Source organism: Thermoactinomyces sp. CICC 23799 (genome assembly GCF_016055145.1).
Lineage (GTDB): Bacteria > Bacillota > Bacilli > Thermoactinomycetales > Thermoactinomycetaceae > Thermoactinomyces > Thermoactinomyces intermedius.
In genome coordinates, this window is sequence record NZ_JAECVV010000001.1 from 273,690 (window position 1) to 290,061 (window position 16,372).

At 50.1% G+C, this 16,372-nt stretch carries 15 protein-coding genes; 13 read left to right on the forward strand and 2 right to left on the reverse strand.

Going from position 1 to position 16,372, the window contains the following annotated elements; translation table 11 throughout:
• Positions 1–75 precede the first annotated feature (75 nt).
• The 13 genes from spoIIP (at position 76) to I8U21_RS01555 (ending at position 14,905) form a co-directional block, all read left to right on the forward strand.
• Positions 76–1,215: a stage II sporulation protein P gene (gene spoIIP / locus I8U21_RS01495; protein ID WP_181730959.1), complete on the forward strand. Its 1,140-nt coding sequence runs from the start codon at positions 76–78 to the stop codon at positions 1,213–1,215.
• Between the two features lie 21 nt (positions 1,216–1,236).
• On the forward strand, positions 1,237–1,590 hold the full coding sequence (locus I8U21_RS01500) for a DUF3679 domain-containing protein (RefSeq protein ID WP_181730958.1): 354 nt from the start codon (positions 1,237–1,239) through the stop codon (positions 1,588–1,590).
• A 137-nt stretch (positions 1,591–1,727) separates the two neighbouring features.
• Positions 1,728–3,542 carry a translation elongation factor 4 gene (gene lepA, locus I8U21_RS01505; RefSeq protein ID WP_181730957.1) on the forward strand — a complete coding sequence of 605 codons (1,815 nt, stop codon included), beginning with the start codon at positions 1,728–1,730 and terminating at the stop codon, positions 3,540–3,542.
• A gap of 58 nt (positions 3,543–3,600) precedes the next feature.
• Positions 3,601–4,752 carry a radical SAM family heme chaperone HemW gene (hemW, locus tag I8U21_RS01510; protein ID WP_181730956.1) on the forward strand — a complete coding sequence of 384 codons (1,152 nt, stop codon included), beginning with the start codon at positions 3,601–3,603 and terminating at the stop codon, positions 4,750–4,752.
• A 94-nt stretch (positions 4,753–4,846) separates the two neighbouring features.
• Entirely contained in the window at positions 4,847–5,881 is a 1,035-nt protein-coding gene (gene hrcA, locus I8U21_RS01515; RefSeq protein WP_181730955.1) for a heat-inducible transcriptional repressor HrcA, read from the forward strand.
• A gap of 73 nt (positions 5,882–5,954) precedes the next feature.
• Complete coding sequence (locus tag I8U21_RS01520) at positions 5,955–7,499, forward strand: TCP-1/cpn60 chaperonin family protein (RefSeq protein ID WP_181730954.1); 1,545 nt, start codon at positions 5,955–5,957, stop codon at positions 7,497–7,499.
• A gap of 13 nt (positions 7,500–7,512) precedes the next feature.
• Positions 7,513–8,145 carry a nucleotide exchange factor GrpE gene (grpE, locus tag I8U21_RS01525; RefSeq protein ID WP_181730953.1) on the forward strand — a complete coding sequence of 211 codons (633 nt, stop codon included), beginning with the start codon at positions 7,513–7,515 and terminating at the stop codon, positions 8,143–8,145.
• Between the two features lie 47 nt (positions 8,146–8,192).
• On the forward strand, positions 8,193–10,043 hold the full coding sequence (gene dnaK, locus I8U21_RS01530) for a molecular chaperone DnaK (protein WP_181730952.1): 1,851 nt from the start codon (positions 8,193–8,195) through the stop codon (positions 10,041–10,043).
• 125 nt (positions 10,044–10,168) lie between these two features.
• Positions 10,169–11,290 carry a molecular chaperone DnaJ gene (gene dnaJ / locus I8U21_RS01535; protein ID WP_049720353.1) on the forward strand — a complete coding sequence of 374 codons (1,122 nt, stop codon included), beginning with the start codon at positions 10,169–10,171 and terminating at the stop codon, positions 11,288–11,290.
• Positions 11,291–11,348: 58 nt separating this feature from the next.
• Entirely contained in the window at positions 11,349–12,293 is a 945-nt protein-coding gene (gene prmA, locus I8U21_RS01540) for a 50S ribosomal protein L11 methyltransferase (RefSeq protein ID WP_181730951.1), read from the forward strand.
• A 17-nt stretch (positions 12,294–12,310) separates the two neighbouring features.
• Entirely contained in the window at positions 12,311–13,057 is a 747-nt protein-coding gene (locus I8U21_RS01545) for a 16S rRNA (uracil(1498)-N(3))-methyltransferase (RefSeq protein ID WP_181730950.1), read from the forward strand.
• Positions 13,054–14,400, forward strand: coding sequence for a tRNA (N(6)-L-threonylcarbamoyladenosine(37)-C(2))-methylthiotransferase MtaB (gene mtaB / locus I8U21_RS01550; RefSeq protein WP_181730949.1), 1,347 nt, complete (start codon positions 13,054–13,056; stop codon positions 14,398–14,400). Before I8U21_RS01545 ends, mtaB begins: the two co-directional genes overlap by 4 nt.
• A gap of 79 nt (positions 14,401–14,479) precedes the next feature.
• Positions 14,480–14,905: an NUDIX hydrolase gene (locus I8U21_RS01555; RefSeq protein WP_181730948.1), complete on the forward strand. Its 426-nt coding sequence runs from the start codon at positions 14,480–14,482 to the stop codon at positions 14,903–14,905.
• On the opposite strand, the gene I8U21_RS01560 is transcribed toward I8U21_RS01555, so the two are convergent.
• Both I8U21_RS01560 and I8U21_RS01565 read right to left on the reverse strand, forming a co-directional pair.
• Positions 14,902–15,840, reverse strand: a complete 939-nt coding sequence (locus I8U21_RS01560) for a Na/Pi cotransporter family protein (RefSeq protein ID WP_181730947.1) — start codon at positions 15,838–15,840, stop codon at positions 14,902–14,904. The two genes, I8U21_RS01555 and I8U21_RS01560, sit on opposite strands and share 4 nt — an antisense overlap.
• Before the next feature lie 93 nt (positions 15,841–15,933).
• A complete protein-coding gene (locus I8U21_RS01565; RefSeq protein WP_198053089.1) occupies positions 15,934–16,317 on the reverse strand; it encodes a hypothetical protein in 384 nt (127 codons plus the stop codon).
• Positions 16,318–16,372 lie beyond the last annotated feature (55 nt).

A 16,372-nucleotide genomic window follows, 5' to 3' on the forward strand; every position in this document is an offset into this window, starting at 1 on the left:
AGTCTCATAGGTTCTACTTTTGCCGGTTTTTTCATAGCTTAGGGATGAGAGACAAGCTGGCAAAGGGTGAACCGGATGAATCATCGGTATCGAAGGTTTATGACGTTAAATTTGGCACGTCCGCGAACCAGAAGAGTCTTGGTTTTTTTATTTTTGGCCATCGCGGTGTTGTTTTCGTTTGTGGGAGCCTGGGTCATGGTTCAGGCCGAAAACAGTATGCAGGGTTCGGATTTCAGCCGGGTGGCTTCCCACATATCGGCCAAAACCCTGGCCATGGTGATGGGGGAGAACATCCCGTATTTTCAGGAAGAAATCGGTTCGGCCGGATTGGACGGGATTGTATCCCGCATGACATTTGAACTGTTGACCAGCATGAATTTACAAGATCCCCGTACCTTTCTGGGCCGGGAGTTGCCGATGTACGCACTTTTTGACAGCGAAATTGACGTGGCAAGTGCTGATGTCGATTACACATCGATTCCCATTGAATCGGCGCCTCCTCCCGAATTGGAAAAAGAGATTATCAAGGCGATGGAAAAACCGGATCAGGACCGCACCAGCACAACCCAAAGCGGAATCAAAGAGAAAAAAGTTTTGATTTACTCAACGCATTTTTGGGAGTCTTACTTGCCGGAGTTGGGAGAAAAAAATCCGCAGAAAGCATCGCATATCGAAAAAAACATCACGCTCGTCTCTCAACATCTGGCCCAAGTGCTCGAGAAGATGGGCATCGGGGCGGTCACGGCTGAACGGAAATACACCTGGGATTCGGGAGCGTACAAGCAATCGAGGAAAATGGTGCAATCCGTGATGGGGCAGCACGAAGGGATCACCTATTTGATCGATTTACACAGGGATGCGCAACGAAGGGACAAAACCACCAAAACATATAACGGGAAAAGTTACGCCCGGTTCGCTTTTGTCGTGGGAAAATCGAGCAAGCATTTTGAGAGAAATCTGAAGCTGGCCCGCGAGTTGCACAAAGAAATCAACAAACAATATCCCGGTTTGTCCCGGGCGGTGATTATTAAAGAACGGACAAATGGGAACAACGGTGAATATAACCAGTCTTTATCCCCCAACAGCATGCTTGTGGAAGTGGGAGGGGTGGATAACACCTTCGAAGAAGCATACCGGTCGGTCGAAGTGTTGGCGGAAGTGCTGGCGCAGCGGATTCATGATGCCACGCCGGTGATGCAGCAAGAAGGATCTTAAATCAGTTTGAGGTGGAGAAACATGCGGGTTTGGGTGCAGATCATCGGGCTTTTGTCCATGTTGGTTTTCGGCATTTTCATCGGGATGGACGTTGCGGAACGGAATATGCAAAAAATGCAAGGGATTGAAGGGGCGCCACGGGCCATTCAAATCACTCCGCAGGAAGGGAAAATCGAAATCTCCGTCTTCGGCCAAACCATCGGGTCCGAAGAAGCGTCGGCGAAAGCCGGTGCAAAAAATCCGGAAAAAAGCACCGGGCGGGAAATGAGGGAAGGGACCAATTATCTTGCGGAGACCGGAAATCAGGTCGGCACGATGATCCGCGAACTGTTGCGCGAATTGGCCGACCGGTTGTTTGCCTGGACAAGATCATAGCTTTTTCCGTCTCCCATCCCGGCAGATGCATGGGGACCGCGGTCCTTGTGCTTTTTTTATGTCGTTGAATCCTCCTGTGTCTGCTGATATAATTTAGGAATGCAGTCTTGCATTTTGCAGGAGGGAAAAGAACGGGAATGGAAAACAAGAATCAGAAACAGATACGAAATTTTTCAATCATCGCCCACATTGACCATGGGAAATCGACGTTGGCAGATCGGATTTTGGAGAAAACGGGTGCTTTGTCCGAAAGGGAAATGCAAGATCAATTCCTGGATCAGATGGATTTGGAAAGAGAACGGGGAATCACCATCAAGTTGCAGACCGTGCGTATCCCCTACAAAGCCAGGGATGGGAAAGAGTATGTGTTGAACCTGATTGATACGCCGGGACATGTGGACTTTTCCTATGAAGTTTCCCGTTCTTTGCAGGCATGTGAAGGAGCGTTGCTGGTGGTGGATGCTTCCCAGGGGGTGGAAGCGCAGACGCTGGCCAACGTTTATTTGGCTTTGGAAAACGATCTTGAAATCATTCCCGTTATCAATAAAATCGATCTACCCAGTGCGGACCCGGAGCGCGTGAAGCAGGAAATTGAAGACGTGATTGGGTTGGATGCCAGTGATGCGGTATTGGCATCGGCGAAAGCCGGCATCGGGATTGAAGAGATTCTGGAGCAGATTGTGGAAAAGGTTCCCCCGCCGGAAGGGGATGAATCCGCTCCGCTTCGGGCGCTCATTTTTGATTCGGTTTATGATTCCTATAAAGGCGTCATTATTTATACCCGTGTTTTTGAGGGATCGATCAAAAAGGGCATGGGCATCCGGATGATGGCCTCGGGCAAAACGTTTGAAGTGACCGAAGTCGGCGTTTTCGCACCGCGCCCCGTGATCACCAATGAGTTGAAGGCCGGTGAAGTGGGATTTGTCTGTGCCAACATCAAAAACGTGCGCGACACCCGGGTGGGGGACACGATCACCGACCGGGACCGCCCGGCTGCAGAGCCGTTGGCCGGTTACCGGCGCATCAATCCGATGGTCTTTTGCGGGTTGTATCCGGTGGATTCGTCCGACTACGACAATTTGCGCGAAGCCCTTGAAAAGCTGGAATTGAATGATGCTTCCTTGTCTTTTGAGCCCGAGACGTCACAAGCGCTCGGCTTTGGCTTCCGTTGCGGTTTTTTGGGGCTTTTGCACATGGAGATTGTCCAGGAACGGATTGAACGGGAATTTGGAATTGAATTGATCACCACCGCTCCCAGTGTGGTATACCGGATTCACAAAACTGACGGCACGATGTTGGAAATTGAAAATCCGACCTTGATGCCGCCAGTGCAGGAGATCGACCGGGTGGAAGAGCCGTATGTGAAAGCCAGCATCATGGTTCCCAACGACTATGTCGGTGCGGTGATGGAGATATGCCAAAATAAAAGGGGACAATACGTCAATATGGATTACCTGGATCAAAACCGGGTCAACCTGGTTTATGAGTTGCCTTTGGCCGAGATTGTATATGACTTTTTCGACCAGTTGAAATCCAACACCAAAGGGTATGCCTCCTTTGATTATGAATTGGTCGGTTACAAGGAATCGAATCTGGTGAAACTGGACATTCTCCTCAATGGAGAGATTGTGGATGCCTTGTCGTTTATCGTTCACCGGGATCGTGCCTATCAGCGCGGCCGGGCGTTGGTGGAAAAGCTGAAAAGCCTGATTCCGCGGCAAATGTTTGAAGTGCCCGTGCAGGCGGCCATCGGCAACAAGGTGATCGCAAGGGAAACCATCCGTGCCGTACGCAAAAATGTATTGGCCAAGTGTTACGGCGGTGACGTCAGCCGCAAAAGAAAGCTGCTTGAAAAGCAAAAAGAAGGAAAGAAAAGAATGAAATCCGTGGGAAGCGTGGAGGTTCCCCAAGAAGCCTTCATGGCCGTGCTGAAGATTGACGAACAGAAATAAAGAGGAAAAGCCGCAGGCGGGTAAAACGCTTGCGGCTTTTATCAAGGAGGTGGGGGTTTTGCCGCCCAAATCGGTTTATGTTCATATTCCTTTTTGTACAAATAAATGTTATTACTGTGACTTTACGGCTTATGTCGTGGGCGGGCAGCCGGTGGATGATTATTTGGATGCGTTGAAGCGGGAAATGGAGATGGTGACAACAGCAACCAAACCGCAAGAAATTGAAACCATTTTTATCGGAGGCGGCACCCCGACCGTGTTGACTCCGAAGCAAATGGAAAAGCTCCTTCGGGATTTGCGAGTTCATTTTCCGGATTGGTCCGGCCGGCTGGAATTCACCGTTGAAGCCAATCCCGGCACCACCAGTCCCGAACTGCTTTCCGTCATGCGCGAAGGAGGCGTGAACCGGATCAGTTTTGGGGCGCAAACCTTCCGGCCGGATCTGTTAAAGAGAATCGGGCGCATTCACAGCGCCGGGGAAATCCGGGAAAGTGTCGACGCTGCCCGCAAGGCCGGTTTTGACAACATCTCACTGGATCTGATGTTCGGTCTCCCGACGCAAACCGTCGATGATCTGAAACATACATTAAATGAAGCCATGTCTCTCGATCCGGGGCATTTTTCCTGTTACAGCCTGAAAATCGAAGAGGGCACGGTGTTTTATCACTTGCACCAGCGGAAGGAGTTGCCGCTTCCGACAGAAGACGAAGAGTTTGAGATGTACCAATTGATCCGTTCGTTTATGCAGGAAAAGGGGTATATCCAATATGAAGTGAGCAACTTTGCCAAGCCCGGAAGGGAGAGCAGGCACAATACCACGTATTGGCTGAATGAAGAATACTATGGTTTGGGGACCGGGGCGCACGGCTATGTCGGTTCCACCCGCTATGCGAACGTGACGGGGGTCCGGGCCTATATCGACCAAATCCGGCAGGGGGATTTGCCGGTGAAAGAATCGTATCAGGTCCACCGGGAAGAAGATATGGAAAACTTCATGATTCTGGGCCTCCGCCTGTTAAAAGGGGTGGAACGTTCCCGTTTTGCCCGCCGGTACGGTTGCCGGCCGGAAGAAGTGTTTGGCACGGTCTTGAGGAATTTGGAAAGTCAAAAATTCATCAAAATGGAGGGAGATTGGATCTCCTTGACGGAAAAAGGTCTTTTGTTTGGAAATGAGGTGTTCGCCTCATTTCTCAACGGCGTGGAATTATAGAGGCATCCGTTGACATCATTTCAGCCGTTTGGTAATTTAAAAATAGTATTTTTAGCACTCGTCCTTCAGGAGTGCTAACAAGGAGGGGAGGCAGATGTTAAGCGAGCGGCAGAAGATGATCCTTTGGGCAGTCATTGATGATTACATCTTATCTGCTGAACCGGTTGGTTCACGCACGGTTTCCAAGAAAGAAGGAATTCATTTTAGTGCCGCAACGGTTCGCAACGTCATGGCTGATCTGGAAGAAATGGGATTTTTGGAACAACCGCACACATCTGCCGGAAGAGTACCTTCACAAAAAGGGTATCGTTTTTATGTCGATCATTTGTTGAAGCCGTATATGTGGTCTAAGAAGGATTTAATGGCTTTGCATGATTATTATGTCACACGGATGGATCATGTCGAGCAAGCAATCAAACATACAAATTCAATTTTGTCACAACTGACCAATTATATGACCTTTATCTTGGGGCCAAAAATTTCGGAAAGCAAATTGAAACATCTGCAAATCGTTCCTCTGAACGACCGGACTGCAGTTTCCATATTGGTTACGGATACGGGTCATGTCTACCAACAGCACATCACCGTACCTGAAGGGGTATCATTGTCGGAGATTGAGCGGTTGACGAATTTCCTCCGCTTCCGTTTGACCGGTTCTCCCATTTCCAAATTGAAACAGATTGTCGTCAAAGAGCTGGCCGACGAATTGCAAAGGCATGTGGACCATTTTGAAAAACTGACTGACTTGCTGGATCAAATTCTGCAGGCCCAGCCGGACGAACGCTTGTATACCAGCGGGACGACGAAGATTTTGGAACAACCAGAATTCCGTGATGTGGATAAAATGAAATCCCTGCTCGACTTCCTTGAAAATGACGATGAGATCATATCCCTTCTCCAAACTTCTTCCGAAGGGGTGCAGGTCCGCATCGGATATGAAAACCATTTGGAAGCCGTGAGGGATTGTAGTATCATTTCCGCATCGTATATGATTAATGGGGAACCTGTTGGCACCATCGGCGTGTTGGGCCCGACCCGGATGGATTACGGGCGGGTGATCGGAATCATTCAGTTGTTGGCAAAAGATTTCTCAAGACGTTTGGATTCGTTTTTTGAAAATGGCGATTAATGGATTATCATGGTTTTGAGAGGGAGGGGGATCCGAATCCCCCGTCCCTGTGTATAGAAAGGGGGAATACCCGTTGCCCGGAAAAGAGTCTTTGGTCCGTAATCCGGATGCGCGGATCTCGGCATTGGAGAGTAATGCCAAAGCCGTGAAAGAGGTGGCTTCAGCCGTATCCTCCACCTTGGGGCCCAAAGGGCTGGATACGATGCTGGTCAACTCCAAAAACGAAGTGGTGGTCACCAATGACGGCGTCACCATCCTCGAACTGATGAAGACGGAGCATCCGGCTGCGAAAATGATTGTCAACGTTGCCAAAGCGCAGCAGGAGGAGATGGGGGATGGAACGACAACCGCCACGTTGCTGGCCTCCGCGCTGGTGGATGAAGGGGTTAAACAAGTGGCGCACGGGGTTCCTGTAACCAAAGTCATTGACGGGATACAAAAAGGAATCCGGTTTGCATTGCACAAAATGCAGGAAAAAGCACGTCCCATCTACGAATTAGATGATGAGTGGCTGCAGCGGATTGCATTCACCGCTTGCCGCGAGGATGAAGACATCACGATGGCGGTGACCGAAGCCGCGCATATCTTGGGACGGGAAAAGTTGTTGGATAAAGGATTTAAGTTTTCATCCTGTGTCATGGCCCATCCCCGCAGCGAGACACGGGTGGTTCCGGGGGTCCTTCTCAAGCAGCCTCATACGGACAGTGAGGTGCAGCGGAAAAAAGGAGAGACGCTTGTGCTCGTTTTGGCGGATTCCTTGGAACCGGATCAGGACTTGGAAGATTTCGCGTCGGATGATCAGAACAACAAACAAGAAAGATTAAAAGAAGAGTTTTATGTGATGTTGGAACACATCATTCATTTAAATGTGGGGCTGATTGTGGCAGGAGGTTCCGTTGATCCGTATGCAGAGAGTGTTTTTGCGGATGCAGGGATCGTCGTGGTGGAAAACGTGGCAGAGGATGATCTGAGAAAAGTTGCGGAGCACACCCGGGCGAGGATTGTGAAGCGGAGCGCTTTGCGCCGCAGCTTGCCGGACGGCATGAAGCCGTTTTTGGGTGTGTGCAAAGAGGTTGCCGGTGACAACGAGCTTCAATGTGTGAGCGTGACCGGCGGGCAAGGCAAGCCGTATGCCACCATTGTGGTCGGGGCGACCACGGAAGATGTGATTAAAGAGCAGGAACGCATTGCCAAAGATGCGGCATCGGCGGTGCAGGCTGCCATCCGGGGCGGTTTTGTGCCGGGAGGCGGCGCCGTTGAGTTGTTTATTGCCCGCCATGTGGAACTTTACCGGGAAACCATCCAGGGAACGGAACGGTTCGGCGTGTCTGCCGTGGCGGAAGCACTCCAAAAGCCGATGAAACAAGTAGTGGCCAATGCAGGCTTTAATCCGTTGGAAAAGATCGAGTCTGTCAAAGTTTTTCAAGCCAAACGCCAATCCGACTCCTTGGGTGTGGATTGCGATCGTGGCACGATCGTCGATATGATTGAAATGGGTGTGGTCGATCCGTTGCTGGTGAAAGCACATGCGCTGAAAACAGCCGGTGAGGTTGCGATCGCCATCTTGCGAATTCATGCCATTGTGAAAATGAAAGAAGACCCCGTTTCAAAAACTTAGGAGGATTTTTAAGATGGATCAAGAAAAAGATGAGCTCCAGCATCAACCGGAAGAAGCCCGTTTAGAGCAGGAGCCCAACCGGGAAGAAAAAGAATTACATATCCAAAAGGAACCACCAAAGGAAGAGGCGGTTTCCGAAGAAGAACAAGACGGCGACAAATTGCTAGAGAAGTTGCAGGCTGAGTTGGAAGATGCCAGACAATCTGCAGATCATTGGAAAAAACAAGCAGAAGAAAACAAAGAATTGTACTTGCGGGCGTTGGCCGATTACGAAAACTACCGCCGGCGTGCCCGCAAGGAAAAAGAGGAAGCGTTGAAATACAGTGTGGTTCCTTTTTTGGAAAACTTACTGCCGGTCCTTGACAATTTCGAGAGGGCGCTTGATGCCGCCGATTCCAATCAGGATGTCCAGGCGCTTCAAGAAGGCATAGAAATGGTGTACCGGCAATTTTTAAATGTGTTGTCCCAAGCAGGACTCACTTTAATTGAAACCGAAGGGAAACCATTCAATCCTCATGAACACAATGCGGTGATGCAGGTTGAAGCGGATGATGTGGAATCCGGAATGGTGGTTGAGGAATTGCAACCGGGGTACCGCTACTTGGACCGCGTCATTCGTCCTTCAATCGTGAAAGTCAGTAAATAGATGAGATCTATCTTCATATTTGTCACTGAAGTGGGAGGTAGCAGTTTATGGGTAAAGTGATTGGAATTGATTTGGGTACAACCAACTCCTGTGTTGCGTTTATGGATGGAAAAGAAGCGGTGGTCATTGCAAATGCGGAAGGAGGGCGCACCACTCCTTCGGTTGTCGGCTTTTCGAAATCCGGGGAACGTTTGATTGGGGAAGCTGCAAAACGGCAAGCGATCACCAACCCGGACAAAACCATCGTTTCGATCAAACGGCACATGGGAACGGACTATAAAGTGGATATTGACGGAAAAAAATATACCCCGCAAGAAATCTCGGCGATGATCCTGCAAAAGCTGAAACAAGACGCTGAAAGCTACCTGGGGGAAGAAGTCACGCAAGCGGTCATTACCGTGCCGGCTTATTTTAATGACAGTCAACGTCAGGCTACCAAAGACGCAGGAAAAATTGCCGGGCTTGAAGTGCTTCGGATCATTAACGAGCCGACAGCCGCCGCACTCGCTTACGGTTTGGACAACACCGACGACCAAAAAGTGTTGGTGTTTGACCTCGGTGGGGGAACCTTTGACGTTTCCATCCTGGAACTGGGCGACGGGGTTTTTGAAGTTTTGGCCACCAGCGGAGACAACCAATTGGGTGGGGACGACTTCGACCAGGTGATCATTGATTATCTGATCGAAGAGTTCCAAAAAGAAAACGGAATTGATTTGCGGAAAGACCCCAATTCCACCCAAGTGATGCAACGTCTTAAAAATGAAGCGGAAAAAGCGAAAAAAGACTTGTCCGGTGTGTTGACCACGACGATTTCCCTGCCGTTTTTGACCGCTGATGAAACCGGACCGAAACATCTGGAAGTCACCTTGACCAGAGCGAAATTTGAAGAGCTGAGCTCGGATTTGATTGAAAGAACGATGGTTCCGACCCGCCGGGCCCTGGATGATGCCGGCCTGAAACCGGAAGACATTGACCGCGTTCTTTTGGTTGGAGGATCGACACGGATTCCGGCCGTTCAGGAAGCCATTAAAAAATTGATCGGAAAAGAACCCAGCAAAGGGGTCAATCCGGATGAAGTGGTGGCCATGGGTGCAGCCATTCAAGGCGGTGTCTTGTCCGGAGATGTGAAAGACGTGGTTCTTCTGGATGTCACCCCGCTCTCCCTTGGAATCGAAACCCTCGGTGGCGTCTTCACCAAATTGATTGAACGGAATACGACCATCCCGACGGAGAAATCTCAAATCTTCTCCACGGCTGCCGACAACCAAACCACGGTGGACATTCACGTTCTGCAAGGGGAACGGGAAATGGCAGCGGACAACAAAACATTGGGACGTTTCCAATTGACCGACATTCCGCCGGCACCTCGCGGCATCCCGCAAATCGAAGTCACCTTCAAAATTGATGCAAACGGGATTGTCAATGTATCGGCGAAAGATAAAGCAACCGGAAAAAGTCAAGCCATCACCATTCAATCTTCCAGCGGATTGTCCGACGAAGAGATTGAACGGATGGTGAAAGATGCCGAATTGCATGCAGAAGAAGATAAAAAACGAAAAGAAAAAGTGGAGCTTCGAAACAAAGCCGACCAGCTGATTTTCACCACGGACAAAACCTTGAAAGATCTTGGCGACAAAGTGGACGCCGGAGATAAAGACAAAGCGGAAAAAGCCAAAGATGAGTTGAAAAAAGCCTTGGAAAAAGATGACGACGAAGCCATCAAAAAAGGCATTGAAGAACTGGAACAAGCCGTGCAACAACTTTCCATCAAACTGTACGAACAAATGCAACAACAAAGTGCCCAACAAAGCCAAGGGGGCAGTGACAACTCCGGTCAGAAAAAAGATGACAATGTCGTGGATGCCGAATACGAAGAAGTGAAAGAGGATGAGAAGTAAGGAGGAGCAGGAAGAGTTCTCCTCGACTGGAAAGTCAGCGTCGGGGCTCTGCCTTGAGTTGACTTTCCCTTTTTTTGTGAAAGGTCAAAACCAAATCGTTTCATCAATGAAGGGGAGGTGACCCGGTGAGCAAGCGCGATTATTATGAGGTGCTTGGCGTGAGTCGTGACGCCTCGGAAAGTGAAATACGGAAAGCCTATCGGAAATTGGCGCGTAAATACCACCCGGATGTAAACAAAGAGAAAGATGCGGAGCAGAAATTTAAAGAGATTAAAGAAGCTTATGAAGTCTTGAGCGATCCGCAGAAAAAGGCGCAATATGACCGCTTTGGACATGCCGATCCCAACCAGGGATTCGGGGGCGCCGGCGGTTTTGAAGCCGATTTTGGTTTTGGAGACATTTTTGACATGTTTTTCGGCGGCGGCCGCCGCAGCACCAATCCGCATGCTCCCCGCAAAGGGGCTGACTTGGAATACCGTTTGACAGTGGAGTTTAAAGATGCGGTTTTTGGGAAAAATGTGGAAGTGGCGATTCCGCGGACCGAAACGTGTGAAAAATGTCATGGTTCAGGGGCCAAACCCGGAACCCAACCGGAGACCTGTTCCACCTGTCAAGGAACCGGGCAATCCGAAGTGGTACAAAATACGCCTTTCGGTCGCATTGTGAACCGGCGGATTTGTCAGGTATGTAACGGATCGGGTAAAATCATCCGTGAAAAATGCAGCGGATGTTCCGGAACCGGCCAAGTGAAACGGAAAAAGAAAATCAACGTCAAAATTCCTGCCGGGATTCACGAAGGTGCGCAACTGCGCGTGAGCGGGGAAGGAGAACCCGGCCAAAACGGCGGACCGGCAGGGGACTTATACATTACCGTTTATATCAAACCGCATGAATTCTTCAAAAGAGAAGGCGACGATTTGGTCTGTGAACTGCCGATCACCTTTGGACAGGCTGCACTGGGAGATGAAGTGATCGTTCCCACCTTAAACGGCCGTGCCAAACTGAAAGTCCCTGCCGGCACACAGACCGGAACCGAGTTTCGCCTTCGCGGAAAAGGTGTTCCCCGTTTACGCGGATACGGAGAAGGGGATTTGCGCGTAAAAGTCCGTGTGGTTACACCAACCAAATTGACAGAGGAACAAAAAGAAGCTTTGCGTCATTTCAGCCATTTATGCGGCGAATATATCAAACAGGAACAAAGCACAAACTTTTTCGATAAGATGAAACAGGCATTTCGAGGCGAGTAGAGAGAGAAACGGGCAATTTCGCCCGTTTTTTCTTTGATGTGAAGGGAGCAATGAGTGGATGGATTGGCTGGAAGTGAGTGTCCGTACAAGCCACGAATCGGCAGAAGCCATCAGTGAATTTTTGCAGGTGATGGGGGCCGACGGGGTTGCCATCGAAGATTCGAACGTCTTAAATCAGGATTTTGAAAAACGTTACGGGGAAATCATCGAATTGACTCCGGAGGATTATCCGGAAGAAGGCGTGGTCATTAAAGCTTATTTGTCTGATTTGCAATCGGTCGATCCGGAAGCCCTGGTGAAAAAAGTCAAGGAGAAACTGGAATCGTTGAAGCAATTCGGCTTGTCCCCCGGTCAGGGATCGGTCGAAATCCGAAGCGTGAATGAACAGTCTTGGGAAAACGAATGGAAAACCTATTACAAACCGGTCCGGGTGACCGATACGATCACCATCAAGCCGGTGTGGGAAGAATATGAGCCGGAAAGCCCGGATGAAAAAATTGTCATGCTGGATCCCGGAATGGCTTTTGGAACCGGGACGCATCCGACCACCAAGCTGTGTATTCAGTGTTTGGAAAAATATTTGCCGCGCGATGCCAAGGTGATTGATGTGGGCTGCGGAAGCGGCATTTTAAGCATTGTATCCGCCATGCTCGGAGCGAAGGAAGTATTGGCGTTGGATTATGATCCCCTGGCCGTGGAAAAGGCAAAAGAAAACATTGGCTTCAATCCGGTCGAAAGCGTGATCCGGGTGGAAAAAGGCGATTTGTTAAAAGGGGTGTCCCAAACGGCGGATGTTGTCGTCGGCAATCTGTTGGCGGAATTGATTTTGCCGATGGTTCCTGATTTGCCGCGTGTCCTGGTGCCCGGCGGTATTTTTATCGGCTCGGGGATCATTGAGGAAAAAGCGGATGCAGTGCAGCAGTCCCTGGTTTCGTGCGGGCTTCAAGTACTGGAAAAGATTCATATGGATGGCTGGGTAGCCATTGTCGCAAAAAAATGGTAAAATGGCAGGAGTGTCAAATGCAAAGATATTTTGTATCTGAAGACGCATTTCAAGGTTCATTCGTTCGGTTGAAAGGGGAAGAAGTGCACCATATTCGCAACGTGATGCGGTTTCAGCCCGATGATCAAATCATCGTCTGCAAAGAAGACGGAATGGATTATCTTTGCTCCATTTCGGAAATCAACCGCAACGAAGTCCTTTGCGAAGTGGTGGACAAGCGGCCTTCGAAAGGAGAACCGAAAACCAGGATTACCTTGGCTCCTTCTTTGGTGAGAAGCAATAAACTGGAATGGATCATACAAAAGGGGACCGAAATCGGTGCTGTTTCCTTTCAGCCCTTTTGTTCTGAACGTTCGTTGATCCATATAGATGATAAAAAGGAAAGAAAGAAGCGGGAGCGTTGGCAACGGATTGCAAAAGAAGCGGCCGAACAGTCGCATCGCGGTAAAGTGCCGGCCGTCTTGCCCGTTTTGTCATGGAAAGAATTTCTCGCTGAGATGGAAAGGGTTCCTCTTGTCCTCATCGCGTATGAAAAAGGGGGAGTCCCCATCGGTCAAGCGATGGCCGGCTCGCAAGCGAATGACATCATGCTGGTGACCGGACCGGAAGGCGGGTTTACCGAAGCCGAAATCGATGAGGCCAAAGCCAGGGGAGCCGTGCCGGTCACATTGGGAAACCGGATTCTGAGAGCCGAGACAGCACCGCTGGTTGCTCTTTCTTGCATGTTGTTTGCAAGACACGAATTGGGAGGTGAAACACAATGAAAACCGTGGCTTTTCACACGTTGGGTTGTAAAGTGAATGCATATGAAACCGAAGCCATCTGGCAAATGTTTAAAAAAGCGGATTACAAGCGGGTGGACTTTGAAGAGGAAGCCGATGTTTATGTGATCAACACCTGTACCGTCACCAATACGGGAGACCGGAAAAGCCGGCAAATGATCCGCCGGGCGATCCGGCGCAATCCCGACGCGGTCATCGCGGTGACCGGATGTTATGCCCAAACCTCTCCCGCCGAAGTGGCCGCGATTCCCGGGGTGGATGTCGTGGTCGGGACACAAGGGCGCGAAAAGCTGATTGATTATGTGGAACAATACATGCGGGAACGTGAACCGATCAACGCTGTGGGTAACATTATGAAACAACGCAAATTTGAAGAATTGGATGTACCCTCGTTCTCGGATCAAACCCGGGCATATCTCAAAATCCAGGAAGGATGCAACAACTTCTGCACGTTCTGCATTATTCCCTGGGCAAAAGGGTTGTCCCGCAGCCGTCAGCCTGAAAACGTCCTGAAACAGGCACGCCAGTTGGTGGATGCCGGTTATAAAGAGATTGTCCTGACCGGAATTCACACAGGCGGTTACGGGGATGACTTTGAAGATTACAAGCTGGCTGATTTGTTGTGGGATCTGGATCAAATTGAAGGATTGAAAAGAATCCGGATCAGTTCCATTGAAGCCAGTCAAATCGATGACCGGGTGATCGAGGTGTTGAACGCATCCGAAAAAATGTGCCGCCATCTGCATATTCCGTTGCAGGCGGGAGATGACGCCGTGTTAAAACGGATGCGCCGCAAATACACGACAGAAGAATACAGGGAAAAAATCATGAAGTTGCATGAAGCCATGCCGGATGTGGCGATCACCACCGATGTGATTGTCGGTTTCCCGGGAGAAACGGAAGAACAATTTGAGCGCGGATATCGCTTTATTGAAGACTTGAAATTGTATCAGCTGCATGTCTTCCCTTACTCCAAACGAACCGGAACCCCTGCCGCCCGCATGCCGGACCAAGTGCCGGAAGAAGTGAAACACGAACGGGTTCGCAAGCTTATTGAACTGTCCAAACGGTTGACGGTGGAGTATGCCCGCCGTTTTGTGGGCGAAGTGGTGGAAGTGATTCCGGAACAACCGTTTAAAGAGGACCCGGACAGCGGGCTTTATATGGGTTATTCGGATAACTACCTGCAAGTGGCTTTCCCGGCTGATCCGGAATGGGTCGGAAAAGTTTGCCGGGTGAAAATTGATCGTGTGGATCCGGAGTATTGTTACGGCACTTTCGTGCGTGTGGTGGATGAAGTGCCCCGTCCGGCCCGGGTTGGTTGAGGTCAGGATGGAAAAAGGTTGTTAACCGGTCGGGGTTGACAACCTTTTTTCTTACCTTTTTTCAAAAGGAGGATGGAAATTGAAAGAGATTTCTGCAGGCGGTGTTGTGTTTCGGGAAAAACACGGAAGATACGAGATTTTGATGATTAAAGACCGTTTTCACCATTGGACGTTGCCGAAAGGAAAACAAGAGCCGGGCGAAACCGTTGAGGAAACGGCCTTGAGGGAAATCGAAGAGGAAACGGGGATCAAAGGGGAAATTCTGCGTCCCCTGGTGACCGTGCAGTATACATATGAACATCCGCAGCACGGGGAAACGGACAAGGCGGTGCACTATTATTTAGTGAAAGCGTTGGAAGGGACGGAAACCCCCCAGTTGGAAGAGATTGATGATGTCACATGGCTCACGCTGGAAGAAGCGTTGTCAAAACAAGTGCATCACGGCTATTCGAATAATCAGGAGGTCATGGATCAGGCCGTTAAAATCCTGACCAATGCGGGCTAAAGGCTTGCTTTTTCCGGAACGAGCCAGGTGATGAAGCGGGCGAATGGGTCGCAAAACGGAAGCACCGCAATGGAACAAATGAGATTGAATAAGGTCTGGATGTGGGCGATTTGCGTTGCCGGATCGCCGGACAAATATGGTGCCAGCCGGGCGATGACGGGTATCAACGGGGTGAACAAGATGGCGCCTGCCACATTTAAGATCAGATGGGAAAGGGCGACTTGTTTGGCGGCAGGGATGGTGCGGATGGACGCCATGAGTGCCGTGACGCAAGTGCCGATGTTGCTTCCGAACACAACGGCGATGGCAAAAGGAAGCGGAATCACCTGGGCGGCATAAAATCCCATGGCCATGGCGATGCAGGCGCTGCTGCTGTGAATCAGCGCCGTGATCAGAATGCCTGCGGCAAGCCCCGAAACAACGGGGGTTCCGCCGTGATGGATGAGCCAGGAAACCCATCCTTGTTCCTTCAGGGATTCCGTGATGCTTTGCATCCATTCGATTCCCCAAAAGATGGCTCCGAACCCGAGACAGACCGAGCCGGTGTTTTTGAGGAACGGATTGGAAAGCAAAGTGAGGCCGCCGCCGATAACCAAAAGAAAGATGGCAAAATCTTCGATTTTCAAGGCCAGGATTTGGGTGGTGATGGTGGTTCCCACGTTGCTTCCCAGGATGATTCCCAACGATTGGGAAAATGTGAGCATGCCGGCATTGACGAAACCGATGGTCAATACCGTCACGGCACTGCTGGACTGCAAAAAGGCGGTGGTGACTGTTCCGGTCCAAAAACTGCGCACCGGTGTTTTCGTAAATTGCAGCAACACGGACTGCAAGCGGTCACGGGCCAGGTTTTCCAAGCCTGTCCGCATTTTGGAAAGTCCCCATAAAAAAATAAAAAGACCAAACCCGAACGGAACCAACAATTGAATCGGCATCAGCTTGTTTCCCTCCTTGATTTGATTTATATGTGGACATCCGGAGGGAATGACCGATAAAATAAATAAAAGCCCTGCAACAGGGCTGGTGCATTATGCTTTTCTTTCTTCCGGTGCCGTTTTAACGGACGGGTCTCCCGGCTTTTCCCGGGGATGTTTCGGGATGAACGGGGGCGCGTCAAAACCGGTGAAGTCCGGGCGGTACAATTCCGGAAAGCCGGGCAAAGCACGGGGATGTTCCGATTGGGTTTGGACCGGTGCCAGTTCCGGTGTCCCGAAAATGGCCCAAGTGCCCGTATGGGGATCTTCCGCCATGCGCGGCGGTTTGATGGTCGGCCCGTCTTCGCTTTGTTCCGGAAGGGAAGCGGAATGGTTTTCTTTTTTTGACTCCGCAAAGAATTGGCTCATTTCTTCCCGGACGATTTTCCGGATCAGTTTCCGCAGTTGGGATGCCGATGAATGATTGCGTTGTGTCATGGTTTTCACCCCTTTTTTCCTTTCAGGCTGATATAGTGTATGCCAAACGGGAAAA

Excerpts from the sequence above, each read along its gene's own strand:
- spoIIP (WP_181730959.1), top strand. The coding sequence starts at position 76 with ATGAATCATCGGTATCGAAGGTTTATGACGTTAAATTTGGCACGTCCG.
- I8U21_RS01500 (WP_181730958.1), top strand. The coding sequence starts at position 1,237 with ATGCGGGTTTGGGTGCAGATCATCGGGCTTTTGTCCATGTTGGTTTTC.
- lepA (WP_181730957.1), top strand. The coding sequence starts at position 1,728 with ATGGAAAACAAGAATCAGAAACAGATACGAAATTTTTCAATCATCGCC.
- hrcA (WP_181730955.1), top strand. The coding sequence starts at position 4,847 with ATGTTAAGCGAGCGGCAGAAGATGATCCTTTGGGCAGTCATTGATGAT.
- grpE (WP_181730953.1), top strand. The coding sequence starts at position 7,513 with ATGGATCAAGAAAAAGATGAGCTCCAGCATCAACCGGAAGAAGCCCGT.
- dnaK (WP_181730952.1), top strand. The coding sequence starts at position 8,193 with ATGGGTAAAGTGATTGGAATTGATTTGGGTACAACCAACTCCTGTGTT.
- prmA (WP_181730951.1), top strand. The coding sequence starts at position 11,349 with ATGGATTGGCTGGAAGTGAGTGTCCGTACAAGCCACGAATCGGCAGAA.
- I8U21_RS01545 (WP_181730950.1), top strand. The coding sequence starts at position 12,311 with ATGCAAAGATATTTTGTATCTGAAGACGCATTTCAAGGTTCATTCGTT.
- mtaB (WP_181730949.1), top strand. The coding sequence starts at position 13,054 with ATGAAAACCGTGGCTTTTCACACGTTGGGTTGTAAAGTGAATGCATAT.
- I8U21_RS01560 (WP_181730947.1), bottom strand. The coding sequence starts at position 15,840 with ATGCCGATTCAATTGTTGGTTCCGTTCGGGTTTGGTCTTTTTATTTTT.
- I8U21_RS01565 (WP_198053089.1), bottom strand. The coding sequence starts at position 16,317 with ATGACACAACGCAATCATTCATCGGCATCCCAACTGCGGAAACTGATC.